Below are 21,253 nucleotides of genomic sequence, written 5' to 3'. Positions count from 1 at the left end.
GCGATACTCCTATTGCCCCACGATCATATACCGAGGCGCGCCTGCTTGAATGGCTGGGAGAATTGCCACACATCCCATCTTCCATGTGACAACATGAAAAAGTGGGATGCGTGGAATGAAACTCTGGAATCATCCTCGATTTCACATAATGGGATATCAGTGAATGCTCGGCTCCGAAGCTGTGAAGGTGACTGGAAGATGTTGGAAGCCAAAGAGCGTGCGCCCCTCAAAGAGCTCTAAAGGCCGATCATGGACCACATGTAGGTCAGGTAATTGCTTAATTAGCATGGGGAGGGCAATCGATACTTCCAACCGTGAAAGTGGTGCGCCAATACAAAAGTGAATGCCGTGCCCGAAGGCGATGTGGCGATTAGGAGTCCGCGCGATATCAAAGCGCTCTGGCTCCGGGAATTGACGTTCGTCACGGTTGGCGGACGCTAACCAGGCAAAGACAGGTGCATGTGCTGGAATTGTTACGCTGTCTATCGTTACGTCTGTTTGGGTAATACGGGAGAGTCGCCAGACGGGTGAAGCATAGCGTAATATCTCTTCAATCGCACTCGGTATGAGTTCTGGTTGTTTTCGGGCTTGCTCAAGAGCGTCGGGGTGCTCATCAAAGCAGCGAATTGCTTGACTGAGTAGATTCGTTGTCGTGACATGACCTGCGAGCAAAAGAATGATGCAGAAGCTAATCGTGTCCTCGTTGCTCAGATGCTCGCCGTCAACCTCCGCTGCCAGCAAGTCGCTTATCATATCGTTGCGTGGTTGGCTGCGCCTCTCTTTTAGCATCTCCTCAAAGTAGTCTGACATCTCCTCGAAGAGATTCCTGAGTCGCTGTATTTCAGGATTCTCTTGTTGAGCCTCATCTGGTCGGAAAAATTCTGCGTCGCTTAACTGGCGATTGAGTAGTCCGTCAGCCCATTGCTTGAACAAGGGGCGATCTGAGGTGGGAACACCAAGCATTTCTGCTATGACAATAGTCGGCAATGGATAGGCGATATCTGCCACCATATCCATCTGCCCTGAGAATCGCACCTGATCGAGCAAATCCTGTGTGATACTCTCAATCCGCCCTGAAAGGCGTGCGAGCGCGCGTGGGGTAAAAGACTGCGAGACCAGATTCCGGTACTGACGATGCTGGGGTGGATCCATTGCAATAATGCTACGGCCTGCACGGCGCTCGCGACCATCCTGAGTCGCTTCGGTGGCGATTGCTGTTTGACGGGTTCGCGCAAAGGCACCCTGCCGCCGCTCCGAGGAGAAGGATTCATAATCAGTGATGACTCGATTGACATCGCTATAGCGAAATACATGCCAGCATTTACTAGTCTCATCAAACCAGACGGGGTGTGTATCCCTCATGTGCCGAAACCAATCGTACAATCCCTGTACATCTTGCAGCGTCGAAAGTCTTTGCAGCAGGTGAAATTCCTTTCTCTGAGATGGCTAATTCGTCACGCTTCATTTTTTTGACTTTGAAGTCTGTAAAATGACTTTGTAGTCATACTATACCTGCTCACCAAACCAAAATCAAGCAGAGCGAATCCATGGTGTTTATAGGGCAGTGTTTTTTTGACGTCTGATCATTTCAATATTTATAATGTGAATCTCGCATATGGTATATGAAGATGAGCTTTTGTGTGTTGCTCTCTTATTGCCGGATGATATCTGATCTTCTTGTTTCGATGCCTATGTTTTAGGGGATAGATGATAAGGTAGGATTGCCATGGTTAGATATGAAGCTGCCTTTGTGACTATATCTACCTTTGATTTGGGGAAGATGACGCAATTCTACCAGCAACTCTTTGAACAGGAACCCCTAAAGATTATTTCTCAGAGTTATGTTGAGTTCCATGTGGCGAGCCTGTACCTGGGAATTTTTCGTCCACATGTAAGTAGCAAAGAAGAGTTTGCAACAGTCGGAAAAAATCCAATGAGCATCTGCCTGGAAGTAAGTGATCTCGATGCGGCAATTGCTCGCCTGACAGCGCTTGGGTATGCGCCGCCAGGAGAGATTATTCATGCCCATCATGGGCGAGAAATTTATGCTTATGATCCTGAGCAGAATCGCTTGATTTTTCACCAAACTGAGACGTGACAAGCATCCAGCCTGCTTGACAGACTCTTCTCAAAAGAGAAAGGAGAGATATCGTGGTTTCTTTGTATAAATATGGACGTCTTGCCATAGCAGCCATTCATTTTGATGAAATGAAAGAGTTTTATACCAAGATTCTGCAAGAGGAGCCAATACGCCAGGTCAAAGATGTGTATGTAGAGTTTCAAATTCCTGAATTGCGCATTGGCCTGTTTAAACCACGCCCGGATAATCGGCCAGAATTTATGCATGATACTCGCTCGACCGCTAGCATAGTTCTGGAAGTTATTGATATTCATGAGGCAGCCAATCATTTTAGATCGGTGGGATGCACACCTGGCAAAATCGTTGACACCTTTCATGGTCAAGAATTCTATGCTTACGATCCGGCTCAGAACCGTTTGATTGTGCATCAGGAGAAGTAGCCAGATCAAAACGGAAGCAAGGATCTCTTTGTGTTTCACGTTTTCATCTGGCTGTAATCACTTAATACTGACTTGAAAGTGCCACATTGGCAATCCTGGTCATTTTTTACGTATGAGTAGGTCTTGTAAATCTTATTGCTTTATGCTTGATTCGCCAATTCTACCGAGTGTCCTTTGAGTGTTGGTCGAAAACAACTTTGCCTTGCTGTAGCATAGGCTTGCATGCACTCATGCCAGCAGATGGATGGGGTCATTCCAACGGCTCGTAGAGCGGTATGATGATCCCAGATCACAATACCACACACCAAACGAAAGAGAAGGTTCCAACTGTTGGATATTAACCAACGAACCAATGGGGAAAGTTTGGAGAATGTCTGGTGAAGATAGGCACAGTGGAAAGCAACATGGCCGTCTTCATCATGAAGAATCTGTCCAAAGACACTTCTGAGGACGATATCAGTGGTCCCATCGAAGAGCGCCTTGTAGTAGACCTGAGCGATTACTTCAGCTATGAGCAGAATGAGTAGCTCCATGCGCAAACCAAGCAAACGCCTCAAGAGGACAAAGCAGGTATCACTCCAATGTGATGTTAACAGATTCCCTCCCATTCCTTTAATGATTTTTGCGAGCATACGGCTATGCTCTTGCTCTTCCTTTATAAAGAGCGCCATTGCGGCTTGATATTCGGGATTCTGTGTTCTTGCAACTGCTTCGAGTAGATGACGCCCATCGCCCTGTTCTCCAACCTGAAAGCGTTGGAGTGAGCGGAGCAACGGTCGACGTTGCTGTGTTTCGACGACGATACCATGATCCCAGAGAATCAATGGGCGTTGTAGAGCGTTCTCCTCAAAGTAATGAAGCCACTCTTCTGCGTGAAAAACAGATTTTTGTTTGGGGTATTTGCTCATACAGTTATTATCTCCATTTATATGTTAGACCATGTATTAATGCTTTCTGAAATAGCTTACACTGAAACGCATGGGAAGAAAATGTCTTGTGTTCATGTCTGTGAAGGTGCGGAGACATGTAGAGAAGCACCTGGGGGCGCTGGATACTGCGCTCGGATGCATATTGAGTAACGATGGACTATAGGGGGAACTGGTTGCTGGTGTTTCAGGAGGGGAGCAGCGTGATAGGTAAGATGTCTAGGTGGTTGATCGATGATGATAGCATATCGCGTGGATACGATATCTACCATCATCATCGTATTCCAGAAAGGGAGTAGGTTGTAACTGGTCAGCTCTCCCGCTTCCTGGGAAGGGTTACCTGAAAGGTGGAGCCTTTACCAACGGCGCTTTCTACCGCCAGAGTTCCCCCATGATGCCTGACAATCTCCGCCACAATGTATAAGCCCATTCCTAAACCAGGAATGGCTTTCTGGTTGGGACCCGAGACCCGATAGAAGCGTTCAAAGATTTTGTCCCGTTGTTCCTGTGGGATACCAAGGCCGTAATCATGTACCCGAATGGTTGCTGTTTCTGAGGAGGTAATGAGGTCCACCTCAACTTTTTCTGCGCCAGGAGAATATTTGATGGCATTACTGATCAGGTTGATGAAGACTTGTCCGAGTCGATCTCGGTCTCCAATCAGCAGGCAAGGGGTCTCACCACGCACTTGAATAGTATGTGTCGTCTGAATTTGTTGCATGGTATCAGTCACTTCATGGAGTAATGCATTAAGATCAACTTCCTCATGCAAATACTCTAACCTGCCTGCCTGGATTTTGGAGACATCTAGTAATTCCCCAACGAGGCGTTCAAGCTGTTTAATTGGTCCATCTATTCTGGATATGAGTGTGGCAGCTTCATGGTGAGACTGCCGTTCCAGGCGTTTGCGTACCAGTTGGGCCTGCATCTTTAAGGCGGTAAGCGGCGTCTTTAGTTCATGACTTGCCATGCTAATAAAAGCATCTCTGCGTTGCTCAAGTTCCTTGCGAGCCGAATTGTCCAGCAAAAAGCCAATAGTTTGGGAGGGGTGGTGTTGTAAGGCAACACGTCCCACAAGCACCGGGAGGCGGCTGCCGTCTTTACATATATATTCCTTTTCATAGGGCGTCATTGTGCGCTGCGTGGCAAGTTCTTGATGAGCCTTTTGGGTGCGTTCTAGATATTCTGGTGGTGTCATATCCATCCAGCTAATCTTTCCAGCGTGCAGATCTTCACGTGTATAGCCAGTCAAACGTAGATAGGTATCATTGGCATCCATGATCCTTTCACCATCGGCGATATTGATCCCGATGATACTTGAGTTCATTAGAATGCTTGCTTGCTCCTGGCTCTCGCGTAAGGCCTCCTCTGTCCGCTTTTGCTCCTCAATGTCGGTGCAAGTGCCAAACCACCGGACAATGCGCCCGGTATCATCCCGGACGGGCATTGCACGTGCTAGAAACCAGCGATATATGCCGGCATGTCCACTCCTGAACCGATAAGCGACATCGTAGGGTAGACCGGTGCATAACGCTTGCGCTCTCGCTGCCAGGGTGCGCTCACGATCCTCCGGGTGTACGAACTGACTCCACCCATAGCCGTGCAGTTGTTCCCATGTAGCACCTATGTAGTCATAGAAGCGCTGATTAAAGTAATCTGATAAGCCATCAGGACCAGTGCCCCATACCAGGTGGGGCAATGTTTCGGCCAGCACGCGCAAGTTCTCCTGGCTTTCTTTGAGCTGCTGCTCGGCTTGCTTCTGCTTATTGATGTCGGTACAGGTGCCAAACCAGTATATGATGGCGCCCTCTGCATTGCGTTGCGGCACGCCTCGGACAAGAAACCAGCGATACTCTCCGGTTGTGCCATCTTGCATGCGATGTTCGACTTCATAGGGCTGGCCTGTCTGGATGGATGCCTGCCACACCTGCTGAACCCGTTGCTGGTCGTCGGGATGCACACAAGTCATCCAGCCTTCACCTCTGACTTGCTGGAGGGTCTTTGCTTGATAGTCGATCAAACGCTGGTTGTTATAGAGGATTGACCCATCGGGTCCAGCGATCCACACCAATTGCGGGATGGCGTTGACCAGGTCACGTAGTTTGTCTTCCCTCCTCTTTTTGTCATCGATGTCAGTGCAAGTACCTACATATTTGAGGATAGTGCCCTGCTCATCTGTATAGGGAGTGGCTTGCATCAGGAACCAACGATATTCTCCAGTTGCGCCATTGCGTAGGCGCTGCTCTACTTCATAGGGCATGCCGGTTTGGATTGCGTGCAGCCATACTGAGAGGACATGTTGTAAGTCATCAGGATGAGTACACTGTTTCCATCCATCTCCTTGAGCTTCCTGGCAATTCAGGCCAGTATAAGCGCGCCAGCGTTTATTGCAATAGTCAACAGTTCCATCCGGCTTTCCTGTCCAGGCCAATTGAGGGATGGCGTCGATGAGAGCGGATATGTCAGTTTCATCCCGATTGTATGCAGGGTAGGCAATCTCAACGATGACAAGGGATGTGATATGCTGATTCACATCCAGATTAGGTGCGATGGTTGCCTCCAGGTGGAGATCCACCTCTTCCGTTGGGTGAATTATAGTTTCTAGGTGAACGGTGTCTCCTCCGCTGGCCTGGGTGATGGCTGCGTGTATCTGCTCTTGAGTGGTAGGTGAACTGGACCACCAGGACGTTTCAGCGATTGATTTGCCAAGCACCTCTTCTCGTCGAATGTGCGTGCCGTCAAAATGCTCGTCATTGTTTTCTAGCACAATCCCTTCTGATGTCAGATATGCGATTCTTACATGCAATCCCTTGCATGTGTTGGCATTGAGGTGCAGATTTGGGGTAACTGTCTTCAGGTGTTGTGGTGCTGCTTTTATTTCATGGAACTGTAAGATGATCCCCCCAATAGTGGGCGTGAGTTGTACATGTAGCCAGGCTGTGAGCACAGACGACCAGTATTCTACTTCAGTTGGCTCCTGCGTCTGTCTGGTCTTGCGTACTGCTTGATAGAGAGTGGCGCTCATTAACTGTGGCACGGAATGCCAGAAGGGTTGTCCTAATAGTTGCTCTTGTGGTACCCTGGTTATGGTTTGTGCGCGTGCGTTCACATATACAATTGTCTCTGCGTCATCGATGCAATATAAAGCATCAGGAAGGTGCTCAAACATATTGAGAAGCGCGCATTGCGATGTATGAGTGAGAGATTCTTCATTTTGTGGATTGAATGTCATACTGCCTATATCCCTTTCACGTACCCCCATCCCTGGTGACAAAAATGTGTTCCCATGTTACAGCTCAGTAAATATTGCCTTATAGCTTTGCTGTAGATAAAAAAACAAGCAAGCTGTCCCATTATATTCCGAATGCATTTACTCGTCCATCTGCTGATAGATGATCCATCATCTGTTGGCGCCTTGGGCTTCCCTCTCATACTTTGATTGTTCCGTTTACCACTGGCTTCCTTTTGAGAGGCGGGTACATGTGGTACACTATACCGTTGTTTGTGGTGGTGGTGGCTCTGAGGAAGATTTAGTAATATGTCTTCTTCCTAAAAACTCTCTACTCAGATGGAGTTGTGTAGAATAGGAGATTTCATCATGACGTTTGCAAGCATATGGCGGCGTTTAGTCGCATTTTTGCTTGATTATCTTATTATTTCGGTCTATCTCATATTTCTGGTTATTGTTGGTGTTGGGTTGGGGTTAGGGCCTCTTAAAACCATCTTTCAAGTTATGTTTGCTAATCCTAATGTCAGCGAAGCCAGCGCGTTTCTTCTGCTGGTGTTGCCTGTCCTTCTCTACTTTGTGCTCTGTGAACAGTCCCCTTGGCAAGCAACCTGGGGAAAACGCAAGCTGGGATTGCGTGTGACCGATGCCTCTGGTGCTAGGTTACGTTTCCCTCGCTCGCTTGTGCGTTCCTTGCTCAAATTAGCTCCCTGGGAATTGACTCATGCCTGCCTCTGGCGCATCCCAGGCTGGCCTACTGCTCCTTCAACTCCATCTCCTATTATTACTGTGGGCCTGGTGCTGGTCTGGGTATTGGTGGGAGCATACCTGATAAGTATGTTTGTGGGGAAGAAGCATCAAACGCTCTATGATTGGATAGCCAGAACCTATGTGGTTCAAGTACCACACCCTTAAGGAATTCCTGTCGAAGCACGAACGGGTGTATAGCGATGTATTGGATTATCCACATTCTTTCCACATCCCCTTGGAAAAGTTCGTGGATAATCGGGTTGTCTAAATGCTTCAAGAACAGGTATGCTTTCCCTGGACCAAGCTTCTGGACGTTTCTATCCTCCAGGTTTCTTTATTTCTTATCATGTTTTGTTGTGCCTTACCGACTTAAGGAGGAATGCCATGCCTGTCGCTATTGAAGAGGAAACTCGCCTTGCCCCTCGAAGCCTGGTTGTTCGTCATCATCCCGTTCGTAAAACGTCTGAATCGGGAAATGTACAGATCGCACGTGCATCGCAACTGACAAAGACTAGGTCGCGATCTACGTCGGCTACTGATATACCTCCCTGGCAACATACTGCTTCTTCCATCTCGCATATGGGTGCGCGAAAGATACGCGGTTCCTGGTCTTTATGGATAGGGGTAGGGATGCTGTGCGCGTTGTTTTTCTCCATGGTTGGGCAACTTTTAGTGGTTTGGGGAACCACCCTTAAAGATGATGTGCAATATGGTCGACCGCGTACAACACATGTCGATCATTTTGTCGGACATGAACGCAACGCATCACTACCAACCCACTTTACCGCGATCAACTTACAAGGACAGGTCTACATCTTTGAGATGCCAGGGGGAGACGAGGAGCATACCCATCTCTTGATTGGACCACACCTGATTGACTCAGGTGCTGACCTTGCTCCTGTGACACTGACCTTCTTAGGAGATGCGCGCCATCCAGACCTGGTGGTGAACGTAAACGGTCTTCAAGTTCGTTTCCGCAATACTGGAAGCAGCTATGAACCGATAACATGATTGAGATGTCAGTGCAAATGTTATGGCTCATCTTGCCAATTGGATGTGTGCATAGGCTAGAGTTGCGCTCTGCCAGAATCGCCGACTGCGAAGAGAAGCTGTGTCTTTCTCTCGCAAGGCAGACAGAGCGCAACGAGCATCGCACCATTCATGTGGGAAGCTCTTGAGCGGTGCAAGCGCTTCTTCTCATTTCTCCCCAACAACGAATGTCATTTCTTTGAGTACTAACTATATATCCACGTGCAGAGGAGTGAACGGCACTATTGAAGTTCAACCCTGCTGTGTATCAGTGCTGATTATGTTTGCTCCTCGTACTTGAAGGAGAGTTCCAACTTTACCCGATAGGTTAAAGCGTTTCCAGGTTCGATATGGATATCTTGTTCAACAATGCGTGCGATTCGTAAATCTCGCAGGGTCTTTGAGGCCTGTTCAATAGTGGTTGCGGCGGCTTTATCCCATGATTCGTTACTGGTTCCAACCAATTGAATTACCTTATAAACACTATCTGCCATTGTTGTCTCCTTTCGTTCAGAGGGTAATCCACTCTTTTTCAATCACGTTACAGAAAACTGGAAGGAAACAGTCGTCATTTTGAACAGGCTAGATGTGCGATGAGATCTTGATAGAGAGAAAACTTCAGTAACAATTATTTTCTCAAATACACCAGATGTAATTGAGAAGCAACTTGAAACGAAATCTCTCTTTGTAATTTGATATTAATGAAGTAGTCCAAGGGCTTTACGGGCCTCGATAGGATCAGAGTACGCTTGCATTTGCACAATCTTGCCATCTTGAAATGTATAAACATCAGCAATGTGACCTTCTCGCGGCTGACCCTCTCCCTTCGGGGTTGCCTGGAAATGTAAGAAAACGGCGATCTTATCCCCCACCTCTATGATCTCTTCTGGCACGTTCAGAACGTGACTTGTTGCTGCATATGCGAGTGTAAGGTAGTCAATGACTCCCTGGAGTCCGTGATAAGTGCCACCAGCGTAAAATTCCTTGGGTTCGATCCACACGACCTCTTGGTCTATGTCGAGGGAAGCAACGGCGCCTTGGATGTCCCCATGACTATAGGCGTCGTAAGCGCGTCTAAGATCATCATTGACTTTCTTATTCATACTCCAGGCTCTCTCCTTCTGATTATTTGCTTCTATAAATGAAAATTGAAGGCGATATCCAGTATACGGTGCTGATAGTAGATAAGGCAATCAGTTATATATGCAAACAGCATATATAACTGATTGCCTTATCTTTAGGTTTTCGTTTGTGCAAAAAATAAAACCTGTATTGCTGCAGCAGCATGTCGTCAAGGGAGAGAAGGTAGAGATAAAAAACGTTGAGCGCCTCTTCCTACAACGAATAATTTTGAGATTTTTTGTTCATGTGAACAACAGTATATGCACGATATTTTTCCGCCCTAAAGTGGGTTAAGAACGTGCCTGTCGCCTGGAATGTTGCATAAAAATACATCAATTTGGTTGGGTTTACCATACTCATCCTGTAGGCGGTTTATCGATGTCTAATCGCGAAATTGACGCCGGAAGTTTTTTACTGTGTAAACAAGCCGGTACTTAGAGGCGCCAAGCAGAAAGGGAAAAGACGTATGATACCGACAAATAACAACTTTCGGACAGAGGAGAAAAGCCTTTCCGAACAGCTTGTTGATGTTATAGATCTTACAGACGAAAATCTGGAAGAAGTCTATGTACCTGGATTTGGTGGTATTCGGGGAACTGGCTGTAGCTGTAGAGGGTGTAGTTGTGGCGGAGGTTGTGGCTGTGGAAGTTGTAGCTGCGGAGGCTGGAGTTGCGGAAGTTGTGGAGGTTGGGGAGGAAGTTGTAGCTGCGGAGGCTGGAGTTGCGGAAGTTGTGGAGGTTGGGGAGGAAGTTGTAGCTGCGGAGGCTGGAGTTGCGGAAGTTGTGGAGGTTGGGGAGGAAGTTGGGGAAGCGGCTGGGGAGGAAGTTGGGGAAGCGGCTGGGGAGGAGGCTGGGGAGGAAGCTGTGGAAGTTGTGGAGGCTGGGGCTAATCTTGCCTGATTCCTGTCTGGAGTGATATCACTCTCTGTTCTAAGCATTAGACCATTCTTATGCTAATACTCTCTTCTAACCAGGGATGTATAAGCCATTCTTGGTTGGAAGAGAGTTGCGTTAGATTAGCATACTCAGACGTGCAATAGAAAGCCTTCTGACCCTATTTTTGTTATTTGATTGCTTTTGTTATGTTTCATCGCAAATAGAGCGATGCGGGTTTATACGAGACTATAACGTCACTGTCGTGACTCGCGCGCACCTCTTGCACGAACGTCTGAGCGCGTGAGCTCTAGCCACCGTACAGGCGGCGTTGGTTCTCGTATCAACGCACTCAGGTACTCAGTAAGGGGTGAGCGCGAACTGCCGTGAAGGCGGCGTTGATGTTCGTATCAAGAAAAACGCACTCGAGTTTTGAATTAGGCGTAAAATTACTTACCAGGAAATTGCTCTGGGAGAAGATATATGGTAGAGCAAACGATGCGGCCCTATTGGAAGGCCGATACTTACTGCCTCCCATTACACAATGGTGTGTATCTACGCGGGAACTCTGATCGCCTTTTCCTAAAAGGGAAAAGCTTATATCCATTATTGCAATATCTCATACCTCACCTCAATGGCAATGTAACACTTGAAGAGATAACGCGAGGTCTGGATGCAGATAGAAAACGTATGGTAGTGAATTTGATCGAGAAATTGATCACCCATCACTTCCTTACTGATAAGAACCAGGATCAACCTGATATGTCTCACTCGTTAGAGCAAGAAGATCATGCCCCAAACCTCGCGTTTATCCAGTCTTTTCAATCATTTGGTTCTACCCGTTTCGAGGCGTTCCGTCACAAGCGCTTACTGATCATCGGCGATGGGGCTAATTGTGACGCACTTGTTCAGGCGGGGTTGCGAAGTGGTTTACAGCATATCAGTATCATGCTCGCCTCTGAAAGGGATCAATTGCGCTCAAGCGTCTGGTCTAACTATGATGCCTCAACAGAAGGTGTTCGCGTTATTGCTTCACCTCCCTGGGATAACGAGGCGCAATTGAATGCTCTTTTCCAGGCTTATGATGCTATTCTTCACTGCGCTTATTACCCTCAGCTTGCGCGTGCGCAATTGGTAAACAGAGTATGTATTGAGAAGGGGAAAATATTGATTCAGGCGGTAATGAACAATGGTGTTGCCTGGATCGGCCCGCTCGTATGCCCAGAGATGCATACCTGCTGGGAGTGTGCCTGGCGGCGTTTGCAAGCGAATGTGTTTGACGCAGACCTCCTCGCGAGAAGCGATAGTTCATTTGAGGTTGAGAGGCGGGTTCCAGTCGCATTAGACGCTGAACTGATTGCCAATCACTTGCTTTTTGAGCTTTTTCGATATTTTACGCAGATTGACTCTACGGAAACAGGCGGAAAGATGAAGGTGATGGATCTCAATACCTATGAGAGCGAGATCCATCCGTTTGTGAAACATCCTCTCTGTCAGGCCTGTCAATCTCCTGTGCCACAAACCTCAGAACAATTTCTTCAGCGAGTCCTTGGCTTGCAGCATCAGAGCCCAATGGACCCACAAGACTTGCTAGAGAAATTTTTCAGATATGTTGATGCGAAGACCGGGCTTTTTCCTTCAGTGGAGAATAGCCATTTTGTCAGACTTCCTCTCGCTGTCTATGCTGCTAATCTGCCCAACCTCCAGCATGATACAGATCCGCTCACAGTTATCGGGGCGAGCATAGATACACGAAAAGCCAGCATTCGTGCGGCCCAGAAAGCGTGCGAATGCTATGCAGCCAATTGTGTAGACAGGCGACGTCTGCTCTCTCTTGATGTGGTCAATAATGCGGATTTTCCTGTTATCTCAGTTGAACAGCTCGTTGGATCATGCATGTGTTCTTCCAAAGAGAAGATGTGGACCTGGGCCATGGATACGCAAACCCAACACGTCGTGCTTGTACCTGCCACACAGGTCTTCTCCTCTCTGTGTAAGCATGAGTGTGGGCTTGGATCGGGAAGCACCTGGGATGAGGCGGTATGCCAGGCGCTAACGGACTGGTGTTCCTCCTACACAATTGAGCATGTACAGAATACTTACCAGTCATATCCCCAAATTGATCTTGCTAGTTCATGCCAAACTCCTGAAGGCGCATACCTCTATCGCCTACTGAAATCCATTGACAGACACGTTACCGTTTATGATGTCACAGGCCCATTGCATGTTCCTACTTTTGCTGTGTGTCTTGATGAAAAGACAATTTCGTATAGTAGTCACTATGATGGAATGCAGGCATTGAATAGAGGGCTGGAGCAGGCATTACAACAGTACCAATCGATCAAATTTGACCAACCAGACTATGCGCTACCTCCTGTACCTGATCTTCCAGTTCATTTGCGTGGCGATCATCTCGTTGTGGTTTCTCCTATGGAGAATAGCGCTTATAAGCTGCACAAAGAGTTTATTTTGCAGCAATTGCAGATGAATGGGTTCAGGACTTTCGTCACTCCATTGGATCATGATTCGTCATTGATGAAGATGTGGCCGTATATAGCTCGTGTGCTTGTTAGCAGAGGAGAGCGTGGGAAGGAAATTGCCTTATGAGTAAGAACAGTACATTCTCGATTGGGATCATTGGGCAAGGCCTTATCCGGCAGCACCTGGAGCGCCGCCTGAAGGCCCTCTACCGCATTATCCCCTTAATGCCAGAGCATGTGTATCAGCACGTAGTGAGCTGTGATCTCATTGTCTTTTGCAGTGATGTCTGGTCGCCCAAAGCGCTGCAAGCAATCAATAAATGCAGCCTGCAAGCAGGTGTCGCCCTACTCCCGGTTTTTACCCAATTCGATGAAGCTATTATTGGCCCTTGTGTTATTCCACAAAAACGAGGTTGTTCCGCCTGTGCTGAGCTCCGCAAATTGGGGGCAACTTCGCTGGAAACTGATCGAGCCCTTTTGTATCAATATCTCTTTCAGGATCACCCGCCAGTCGAATCTCAACCCTGGTTCTCCTCGTTTAGCCTGGAAACGATTGCAGGGCTTGCCAGCAGAGAAATCGTATCTTCCATGCAGAAGCGAGATGCTAACGAGGAGCACTGTACACTGCTGACTGTTTCGCTTGCGACCCTGGAATGTCACAGGCATCGCTTCTTGCCTTTCCCAGACTGTCCTGATTGTGGTGGTCTTACTCAAGATAGTGCCGAATTGGCTGTCCTTGCTTTGCGGTCTCGCCCCAAAAAGGATGCCTCTACCTATCGTATCAGCCAGCCTGTCGCCAGCCCTGAGCATCTTCTTTCCACCTATGTTGAGCCACAGAGAGGATTGGTTGCCTCACTAGTCATGGAGAGTTCGGATCTATTGCCAGTTGCCTCATCTCACCTGGTCTCTGCGTCTGGAGCCATGACTGGCAATGGTTGTACACTACTTCCCCAGCAGAGCAAGATGGTTTCCGTGTTAGAAGCTATTGAGCGCTATGCGGGTTCGTATCCCCGTGGAAAGCGCACGGTGGTCCAGGCGAGCTATAATCAACTCAGAAAGGGCGCGCAGCCAGTGCTTGATCCTACGACATTGGGACTACATAGCGCGGAGCAATATGCACAATCTCAGCAGCATGCGTGTCGCCAGTTGCAGCCCTATCATCACGATCTGGTCTGCCATTGGGTGTGGGGCTACTCCTTTCAGGAGCGGGCATCCTTACTCATACCAGAGCACTGTGCCTATTATAGTGTTCCTGCGAGCGCAGATAATCCGGTGTTTATCTTTGATGTGTCGAATGGCTGCGCGCTTGGTAATTGTGTAGAAGAGGCTATCTTTCATGGGATGCTAGAAGTCGTTGAGCGTGATGCATTCTTACTCACATGGTATGCTCGCCTCCAGGTTCCGCGCCTTGACCTGAACTCTCTGACTGATCCTACTGCCCGCATGCTTCTCACGCACCTTGAGTATCATTCAGGATATACAATTTATGCCTTCAATACCACACTTGATCACGCGGTCCCCTGTGTGTGCCTGTTGGGTGTTGATGAGCATAATCGTGACGAGACACCAAAGGCATTTGTCGCGGCTGGCTCGCATCCGCATCCTGAGCAAGCGCTCCTGAAAGCGTTGCGGGAATTCGCGATGTTTCTGAGCTTCCCTCGCCAGCTGAATGATCAGAATAGAGCTGAAGCAAGAAGGATGCTAGCGGATTCAAGCCTAGTACAGAAGATGGATCATCATCCCCTGGTATACTATCTACCAGAGGCATTTGAGCGCTTGCATTTTCTCTATCACACTCCTCGTCAGCAAACCTTCCAACAAGGCTTTCCGGCTTGCTATCAGGAAGAACCTCAACACATGGACCTGCGCGAGGATCTGGAAGATCTTATCAGCTACTACCACAAGCAAGGTATTGATACGGTGGTGGTTGATCAAACCGCGCCTGAACATCGCCCCTGTGGCCTCTCCTGCGTCAAAGTTATCATGCCAGGAATGCTTCCTATGACCTTTGGGCAGGCCAATCGTCGGATAATAGATTTTCAGCGCCTGCATCAACTACCTTTGAAGCTGGGCTATCAAGATCATTCTCTAACCGAGGAGGAGATAAACCCTTATCCTCATCCCTTTTTCTAGCTTTGGTGATCTTAGGTGAGCTGATCTTGATGTTTCCCCTTTTTGTTGTGATCGATAGTACAAGCGCTTAAGCGCGGCGCGAGATTGCTGGGCAATTTGTTCCTGGACATGGAGGTGCGTGGCTTTTATAGACATGGGCAGTATGAGCAAACTCATCAACTCTACTAACGTGTCCTGGCGATCCGTCAGCATTCACTTGCTTCCCTTGATTCTGCGCTCGCGGATACGCTCCACGATCTTGCCTGCTTCCATCATGTTCAGCGACAGACAACGAAGGCTCTTGCACTCTATGAGTGGGCGCAGATGATTCGTGAACTGGCCTGCGGCTTTGAGCACCCAAAGACGCAAGAAACCAAAAATGCGATTGATCAACTCATGCGAGAAATGGAACAGGAGAAGGGGCATACGATCGGGGATGTGGTCGCGTTTGGATAGGTCATACCCATCTTATGTGCATGTGGATGCTGCCGCCAAATAGATACAAGTAAGAGCCTTGGCGAACCGAGATGCTTCTTCTCCGAGACATGTAAAACAGCTTTTTTTCTACGGCGGTAATCTTTCCTTGCTGAGCTTTTCTTCGAGAGCAGCGAGATACTGTTCAGGAGACTTGCGGAAGCGATATTGCATGCGCCGGGCCTCGTGGCGGTGGTTTAATTCGCTGCGCAAGGTGTGCCAGCGGGTCAGATCAGTCGGATAGAGTTCTGGTCCAGAAAAAGGATGCTGGCGAGAAGCAACGGATGCAACGACTCGCACAGCGCCACGGATAACTACCCCTGGTGACGCTTGTTTGCGCCCAGTTGCTCGTCGTTCATGATAGCGCGCTGAGCCGAAATACTGTTCCAGGTCATTGTTGGTGCGGGGGAGATCAACATGATCGTAACAATGAAAGAGGCCAGGCCAATAACTGGCGGTCACTTTGCGAAAGGTGGAGAGCATGGTGGCGAGGAGTTCAGAGGATGTCGGCGCTTGCTCCATCTCTGCCAAAAGTGTTTCATACGTCTGGCACACCTGAGTTGCCGACAGTTTGTTGTCATTGGAGAGCAGATGAGCAGCACGATGCACCCAGGCATATCCTTGCTCGACATCAGGCCACAGGGCGGCGGTTTCAGTGAGTCCTTTTGTCAGGAAAGTAAGCATGCGTTCGAGCTCACCCGGCAAGCCCCCTTTTCAGAGACCCGCGTGAGCGAAGCCGCAATGGCAGTCATCCGTTCATAGAGCTTGAGACCAGGTGCCGAGAGTGGTAGCCTGCCATCGTCGGTTAAAGCACTGCGAACGGCCAGGCAATAGCCACGAATCGCTTCCGCTTCGGCGTCCTTCCGTTTTTCCACCGCGTGTTCAATGGGCCGGACACCACGCAGATGCTTTTTGAACTCTTTTTTCGCGTGCTTGTCGGCTTCATACACCGGTTTGGCTGCTTCCTTGAGGTAATGGAAGTGGCATAACTGATGTGGAACATCCGGCAACACCGCCCAAACAGCATTGCGCAGAGAACGTTGTCCATCAGAGATCACCCCACGGATAGGAACGTCAACCGCCTCCTGGACCTCGCGAATCAAGCTGGCGAGGTCCGCTTCACACGCACTGAGGAGGCTTCGAGCCAGGAGCACTTCTCCAGAGAGACAATCGCGCAGGACCCAAAGGATTTCATGCCCAACATCGGGTTGGAGGCCATCAATGGCAAGGATGATCTGTCCTGGCTCTTTGAACTGGTCACGTAATCAGCGTTGATCTGCCAGATGCACTGCCACCAGCTCCTCATACCGTTGGAGCAAATGGGTCACGGTTCGTTCGGCAATCTGGACACCCCGATCACGTAGGGCCTGATGAATTTCAGGAATACTCCGATGGGAGGTGTAGCGCAGCGTGCCTACCAGGGCAATCACGTCCAGGCCAAACTCACCATGCGGTAAGGCCCACTTACCTTCTTCCTCTGGCCGGTAGGGCCGATGATACCACCCACACGTGGGATTACGACACCGACGAACACGCAGGGTGAGCAGATGATTGCCCTGCAAGGTGGTAATGGTTCGCTGCGTGCGGTACGCCACTGCTACCGGGTGCCCACAGAAGCCGCATTGGGTACGCAGGCACGTCAGCACTTGCTCCGTTGTCGCAGGAGCTCGACATGCTTTTCTTGCCATCGAATGGTCCCTTTCTCGCAGAGGGGGAATGCCATGCCTGACACGTGTTCAAAACGGCTGGTCTGCTGACCTCCATCCGCACCTCGCGCATCATTTCCTCCCACAGCCCAGTGGTATCCAGCTCTCACCTGCAGAAGACAGACAGATCCGCAGCCAGGCTTCCAGGTGCTCCAATGCGACCGTGAGCACGCCATCAATCATCATGTCCATTGATGCTCTTCATCGTGAGCTCCAGGGTTCCTGGCAGAGCGTCCGGGAGAGAGGTTTCGTTTGAGAACAGCAGGGACGGTAGTTTCTCCTTCTGGTCAACCACCGCCATTCCATCATGTCCAGGAAACTCCTTCCCATTCAGAAAGGGATGATCACTGTGCAGTCGGGAGGGAAGCATCCATCCTGGAGTACACATCCATCGTAAAGCCTCCATCTACTGGTGTATAGGTTCCGGTTAAGAACCTGCTGTCATCGCTTGCCAGGAAGGCAATGACGCGGGCAACATCATCAGGTTGTCCCATGCGGCGAAGTGGCGTGAAGTTCCTGAACGTTTGCTTGACCTGCTCCGGGAGGAAGGCGGTCGCAGCGGTTTCGGTGAGACTGGGAGCAATGACATTCACGGTGACCCCAAGAGGACCAAACTCGTGGGCAATGTATCCGGCAAAGGTATCAAGTGCCCCCTTGGCTGTCCCATGGGCAATAAGCCCGTCCATGGGATATTTTCCCGGACCGGCTGAGAGATAAATGATCCGCCCAGCGTGTTGTGCGACCATGGAGGGAAGAACCGCTTTCGTCAGAAGGAATGCTGACTTCAGTTCTCCGTTCACTTTCCGCGCAAAGTCCTCCCAGGAGGCTTCGGCAAAAGGGGAAAAGTGAAAGGGAATGTTGGCGTTATTCACCAGAATATCCACATGAGCGCCAAAAGTGGCTTTTGCAAACTGCACGAGCGAGTCAACAGCTTGTTCCTCGCGCACGTCTGCTTGAAAAGCGGCAGCCTCACCTCCTATTGTCCGAATATCCGTAACAACGGACGAGGCCGCCGCTTCATTGTTCAGATAATTGACGACGACTTTCGCGCCACGCTGAGCAAGGAGCTTTGACGTTGCTGCCCCAATTCCACGGCTGCCTCCAGTCACAATCGCTGTTTTTCCGTTGAGATTCATGTTCCTCTCCTTTGTTGGTACTCTCTTTCCTGGCCCTTTCCTGCTTGTGCAAAAATGGCCTCTTGCACAAGCATAGTGAACCATGGTAGATTTGTAAAGTAGTTTCAAAAAAGTGCAATAGTTTCCAAAAGTGAACTGAAAGGACCCATTCATGAGCGATCCTATCTGCCCTGGCTCAATAGAGCGCCTCTTGGAGATCTTAGAAGGCAAGTGGACCCTTCTGCTCCTGCGTCACTTGTTCAATGGCATCAAACGTTTTGGAGAATTGCGTCGTGCGCTGCACCCGATTAGCCCGAAGACCCTCACCGATCGATTACGTCTGTTAGAAGAGCGAGGAATCGTGACGCGTACGGTATACTCAGAAGTGCCTTTGCATGTGGAATATCAGTTGACCGAACGGGGACGGCGTCTTGAGCCTATTTTTATTGCCATGGGTGTATGGGTTCAGTCTGAAGCTTCCGATCCCAAAAACGAACTGGTGAGCAAGTCTCTTTCATCGTAACATGCCTTTTCTTCAGCGATCTTTCGCTAAAAGCTCCCTCGTGGCTCTTCAAGAAAAGCTCAGCAAGGAAAGATTACCGCCGTAGTTTTTTTTACTGAAACGCTCGGCAACAAAAGTGTAACGGTAATTGCACAAAGCCCTTACCATACCGCCTGCTAACAAACGCCTGGAAATGATCGGACGATTTGGATGGTGGCTTCAAGGTGTCGGTATGCTCTATGATATACTAAATCTGCTAAATTCTTAGACTTACCAAGCAAAACTAGGCATGATACTTTTGAGCAAGACACATGTAGCCTATAAGGAGTGAAATAGTGCATATTAACCCCGATAGCCGCCTACAACAGCTGCCACCAGAAATTCAAGCCTATGCCAGGCAAGTGGTAGATGTACTTTATAACACCTTACATGAGCAGCTTATCGGTGTGTATCTTGTTGGTTCCGCAGCATTAGGTGGATTTCTCTTAGGGAGAAGTGACATTGATATACAGGGAATCTGTGAACGCCCTCTCTCTCAGCAAGAAAAAGAGTATCTGACTGCTCTTCTTGCTCATCCCTCAATAGCGTGCCCAACTCGAGGATGTGAATTTGTCCTCTACAGGAGGGAGAATGTCATTAACCCCTCTTTAAGTGGCGCGTTTGAAATAAATCTTAACTCTGGTCCTCAAATGCCCTATCACGTTACCTATGATCCGAAAGAAGAGTCATCTCACTGGTTTATCCTCGATAGAGCCATTGCGCGAGAGCATGGGATCAGTGTTTGGGGGCCACAGGCGCATGATCTCTTTGGCGCTATCGAACGGAGTCAATTACTTGAGGCTATTCTGGTTTCCTTGCGTTGGCATATAGAGCATGACGGGGTGGGCTATTCGAGCGTGCTTAATGCCTGCCGGGGATGGCGCTATGCTCAGGAGCATCAATGGACTTCAAAACGTGATGCTGCGGCGTGGGCCAAAGCGCAAGGTGCTGACCATGATCTCATTACCCAGGCGCTTGCTTTACGTGCTGGCACCACAGAGACACCTTTAGATCAAAATAAGGTGAAACAGTTCATTCGTCGAATCATTGAGGTTGTAGTGCAACAAGCCGAGTAACAACCGATTCTATCCCATATAGCTCATTATAAACCTCTCTCCTCACTACGCCATTCTAATGGGTCAGTCCAAAATTACTTTGGGCTGACTCATTTGTTCATTCGTGTTATGCATATGAAACAAATGAACTCTCATTGAGGTTATGAACAGCATTGCTTCTTTTCAATACCTTGTTACTCTTAAACCAAACAAACGGTTTTAATAGTGTGTGGAACTCTGCCTCAGAGTAATTTAGCTCGTTATATTTCTATCCGTATTTGATTTAGGAGGGAAATCCTATGCCTTGGTTCTGGCGAGCACCCAAAAACACGACACACAAGAACAGTAGAGTGGTTCATGCCGCCAAACGCGCGAATGATCCTGTAGATCTCGATATGCTTCCCAAGGATCTACGCGAGGTTAACCGTTTGGACTTCCAGCATTATTTTATGCGGCAGGCTTTGAATAGCAATTATCTTGCTCCTATTCAACGACCAACAGGTATTTTGGACATTGGATGTGGTACTGGACGCTGGATGGCTGAGATGGCTCAAAAATTTCCTCAAGCCAGCGTGACCAGTACCGATGTGACGCCTATCTCACTCACGAATTCATCTATACCCTTTTCATCCAATTGCCACTTCCAGCAAAATAATGTTCTCGATGGTTTACCTTTTCTTCCCAACACCTTTGATTTCTCGCATCTGCGTTTTTTAAGTTTTGCTCTCCCATTACAGACCTGGCCTTCTGTCGTCCAGGAGTTAATTCGTGTGACTCGCCCTGGTGGCTGGGTCGAATTGGTCGAGCCAGATCTGACATTGCGTAACCCGGGACCAGAAACAGTGCGTCTCTTGCAATTGGTTGGGCATTCCTGCGAAACCCGTGGCCTGGATGTTACAATAGGCAAGAAGCTTTCATCATTCCTCCAAAATGCCGGGCTTACTAATGTTATTGAGCGAAAGATCTCTATCCCTATGGGGAGCTGGGGCGGTCGTATAGGTAGTATGCTTGCTATCAATTACGATGAAGCCGCTGTCGTTCTCAAGCCTCTAGTGACCGCGATTACGAAAGTGCCACCAGAGGAGTATGATTTCATTGTTGAAGCGTGGCAACGCGAAAATAATATGTATCATACCACCTGCGATTTTTACGTGGCGTATGGACAGCGCCCCTAGGCTATTCCCTGAACCATTACTTATCCCAAGGTTAATACGCAAGGAAGAGATAATGTTATCTCTTCCTTGCGTATGTTTTTAGATCTTTTAGTATCTCCTCTCGCATCGTGGATGCGTAGACTGTATGCAAAATGCGCTGCTACACTGACT

17 protein-coding genes and 1 pseudogene are annotated in these 21,253 nt (G+C 48.8%); 11 read left to right on the top strand and 7 right to left on the bottom strand.

Annotated features, from left to right (window positions below; translation table 11 throughout):
• Nucleotides 1–156: 156 nt before the first annotated feature.
• A complete protein-coding gene (locus K3T82_RS00350; protein ID WP_220191526.1) occupies nt 157–1,362 on the bottom strand; it encodes a cytochrome P450 in 1,206 nt (401 codons plus the stop codon).
• Between the two features lie 364 nt (nt 1,363–1,726).
• On the opposite strand from K3T82_RS00350, the gene K3T82_RS00345 reads away from it, so the two are divergent.
• Nucleotides 1,727–2,098 (top strand): VOC family protein, encoded by a 372-nt coding sequence (locus tag K3T82_RS00345; RefSeq protein WP_220191525.1) that lies wholly within the window; start codon nt 1,727–1,729, stop codon nt 2,096–2,098.
• Nucleotides 2,099–2,151: 53 nt separating this feature from the next.
• The gene (locus K3T82_RS00340) at nt 2,152–2,520 is read left to right on the top strand and encodes a VOC family protein (protein ID WP_220191524.1); all 369 of its coding nucleotides are present in this window, start codon (nt 2,152–2,154) and stop codon (nt 2,518–2,520) included.
• Between the two features lie 140 nt (nt 2,521–2,660).
• Here K3T82_RS00340 and K3T82_RS00335 read toward each other — a convergent pair whose 3' ends face one another.
• Both K3T82_RS00335 and K3T82_RS00330 read right to left on the bottom strand, forming a co-directional pair.
• Nucleotides 2,661–3,428: a ferritin-like domain-containing protein gene (locus K3T82_RS00335; RefSeq protein ID WP_220191523.1), complete on the bottom strand. Its 768-nt coding sequence runs from the start codon at nt 3,426–3,428 to the stop codon at nt 2,661–2,663.
• A gap of 328 nt (nt 3,429–3,756) precedes the next feature.
• Complete coding sequence (locus tag K3T82_RS00330; protein WP_220191522.1) at nt 3,757–6,678, bottom strand: PAS domain S-box protein; 2,922 nt, start codon at nt 6,676–6,678, stop codon at nt 3,757–3,759.
• A 366-nt stretch (nt 6,679–7,044) separates the two neighbouring features.
• On the opposite strand from K3T82_RS00330, the gene K3T82_RS00325 reads away from it, so the two are divergent.
• Nucleotides 7,045–7,587, top strand: coding sequence for an RDD family protein (locus K3T82_RS00325; protein ID WP_220191521.1), 543 nt, complete (start codon nt 7,045–7,047; stop codon nt 7,585–7,587).
• 219 nt (nt 7,588–7,806) lie between these two features.
• Nucleotides 7,807–8,433, top strand: coding sequence for a hypothetical protein (locus tag K3T82_RS00320; protein WP_220191520.1), 627 nt, complete (start codon nt 7,807–7,809; stop codon nt 8,431–8,433).
• Nucleotides 8,434–8,729: 296 nt separating this feature from the next.
• Here K3T82_RS00320 and K3T82_RS00315 read toward each other — a convergent pair whose 3' ends face one another.
• On the bottom strand, nt 8,730–8,945 hold the full coding sequence (locus K3T82_RS00315) for a dodecin family protein (protein WP_220191519.1): 216 nt from the start codon (nt 8,943–8,945) through the stop codon (nt 8,730–8,732).
• Between the two features lie 204 nt (nt 8,946–9,149).
• Entirely contained in the window at nt 9,150–9,554 is a 405-nt protein-coding gene (locus K3T82_RS00310) for a nuclear transport factor 2 family protein (RefSeq protein ID WP_220191518.1), read from the bottom strand.
• 585 nt (nt 9,555–10,139) lie between these two features.
• On the opposite strand from K3T82_RS00310, the gene K3T82_RS00305 reads away from it, so the two are divergent.
• The 4 genes from K3T82_RS00305 (at nt 10,140) to K3T82_RS48900 (ending at nt 15,493) form a co-directional block, all read left to right on the top strand.
• On the top strand, nt 10,140–10,472 hold the full coding sequence (locus K3T82_RS00305; protein ID WP_220191517.1) for a hypothetical protein: 333 nt from the start codon (nt 10,140–10,142) through the stop codon (nt 10,470–10,472).
• A 456-nt stretch (nt 10,473–10,928) separates the two neighbouring features.
• The gene (locus K3T82_RS00300; RefSeq protein ID WP_220191516.1) at nt 10,929–13,052 is read left to right on the top strand and encodes a TOMM precursor leader peptide-binding protein; all 2,124 of its coding nucleotides are present in this window, start codon (nt 10,929–10,931) and stop codon (nt 13,050–13,052) included.
• A complete protein-coding gene (locus K3T82_RS00295) occupies nt 13,049–15,058 on the top strand; it encodes a TOMM precursor leader peptide-binding protein (protein ID WP_220191515.1) in 2,010 nt (669 codons plus the stop codon). The genes K3T82_RS00300 and K3T82_RS00295 overlap by 4 nt, the downstream gene beginning before the upstream one ends.
• Before the next feature lie 303 nt (nt 15,059–15,361).
• Nucleotides 15,362–15,493, top strand: a complete 132-nt coding sequence (locus tag K3T82_RS48900; protein ID WP_268886603.1) for a hypothetical protein — start codon at nt 15,362–15,364, stop codon at nt 15,491–15,493.
• Between the two features lie 108 nt (nt 15,494–15,601).
• Here the strand turns inward: K3T82_RS48900 and K3T82_RS00290 are convergent.
• Nucleotides 15,602–17,199: pseudogene (locus K3T82_RS00290) on the bottom strand (ISNCY family transposase).
• A gap of 362 nt (nt 17,200–17,561) precedes the next feature.
• A complete protein-coding gene (locus K3T82_RS00285; protein WP_220191514.1) occupies nt 17,562–18,353 on the bottom strand; it encodes an SDR family NAD(P)-dependent oxidoreductase in 792 nt (263 codons plus the stop codon).
• A gap of 151 nt (nt 18,354–18,504) precedes the next feature.
• Here K3T82_RS00285 and K3T82_RS00280 point away from each other — a divergent pair, with 151 nt between their 5' ends.
• From K3T82_RS00280 to K3T82_RS00270, 3 genes are all read left to right on the top strand, one after another.
• Nucleotides 18,505–18,855, top strand: a complete 351-nt coding sequence (locus tag K3T82_RS00280; protein ID WP_220191513.1) for a winged helix-turn-helix transcriptional regulator — start codon at nt 18,505–18,507, stop codon at nt 18,853–18,855.
• 314 nt (nt 18,856–19,169) lie between these two features.
• Nucleotides 19,170–19,949: an aminoglycoside adenylyltransferase domain-containing protein gene (locus K3T82_RS00275; protein WP_220191512.1), complete on the top strand. Its 780-nt coding sequence runs from the start codon at nt 19,170–19,172 to the stop codon at nt 19,947–19,949.
• 278 nt (nt 19,950–20,227) lie between these two features.
• On the top strand, nt 20,228–21,103 hold the full coding sequence (locus K3T82_RS00270; protein WP_220191511.1) for a class I SAM-dependent methyltransferase: 876 nt from the start codon (nt 20,228–20,230) through the stop codon (nt 21,101–21,103).
• Nucleotides 21,104–21,253 lie beyond the last annotated feature (150 nt).

Origin of the sequence: Ktedonospora formicarum (genome assembly GCF_016587355.1) — a bacterium.
GTDB classification, from domain to species: Bacteria; Chloroflexota; Ktedonobacteria; order Ktedonobacterales; family Ktedonobacteraceae; genus Ktedonobacter; species Ktedonobacter formicarum.
Note: the sequence above shows the minus strand (reverse complement) of the source record. Positions and strands in the feature narration are given on the sequence as shown.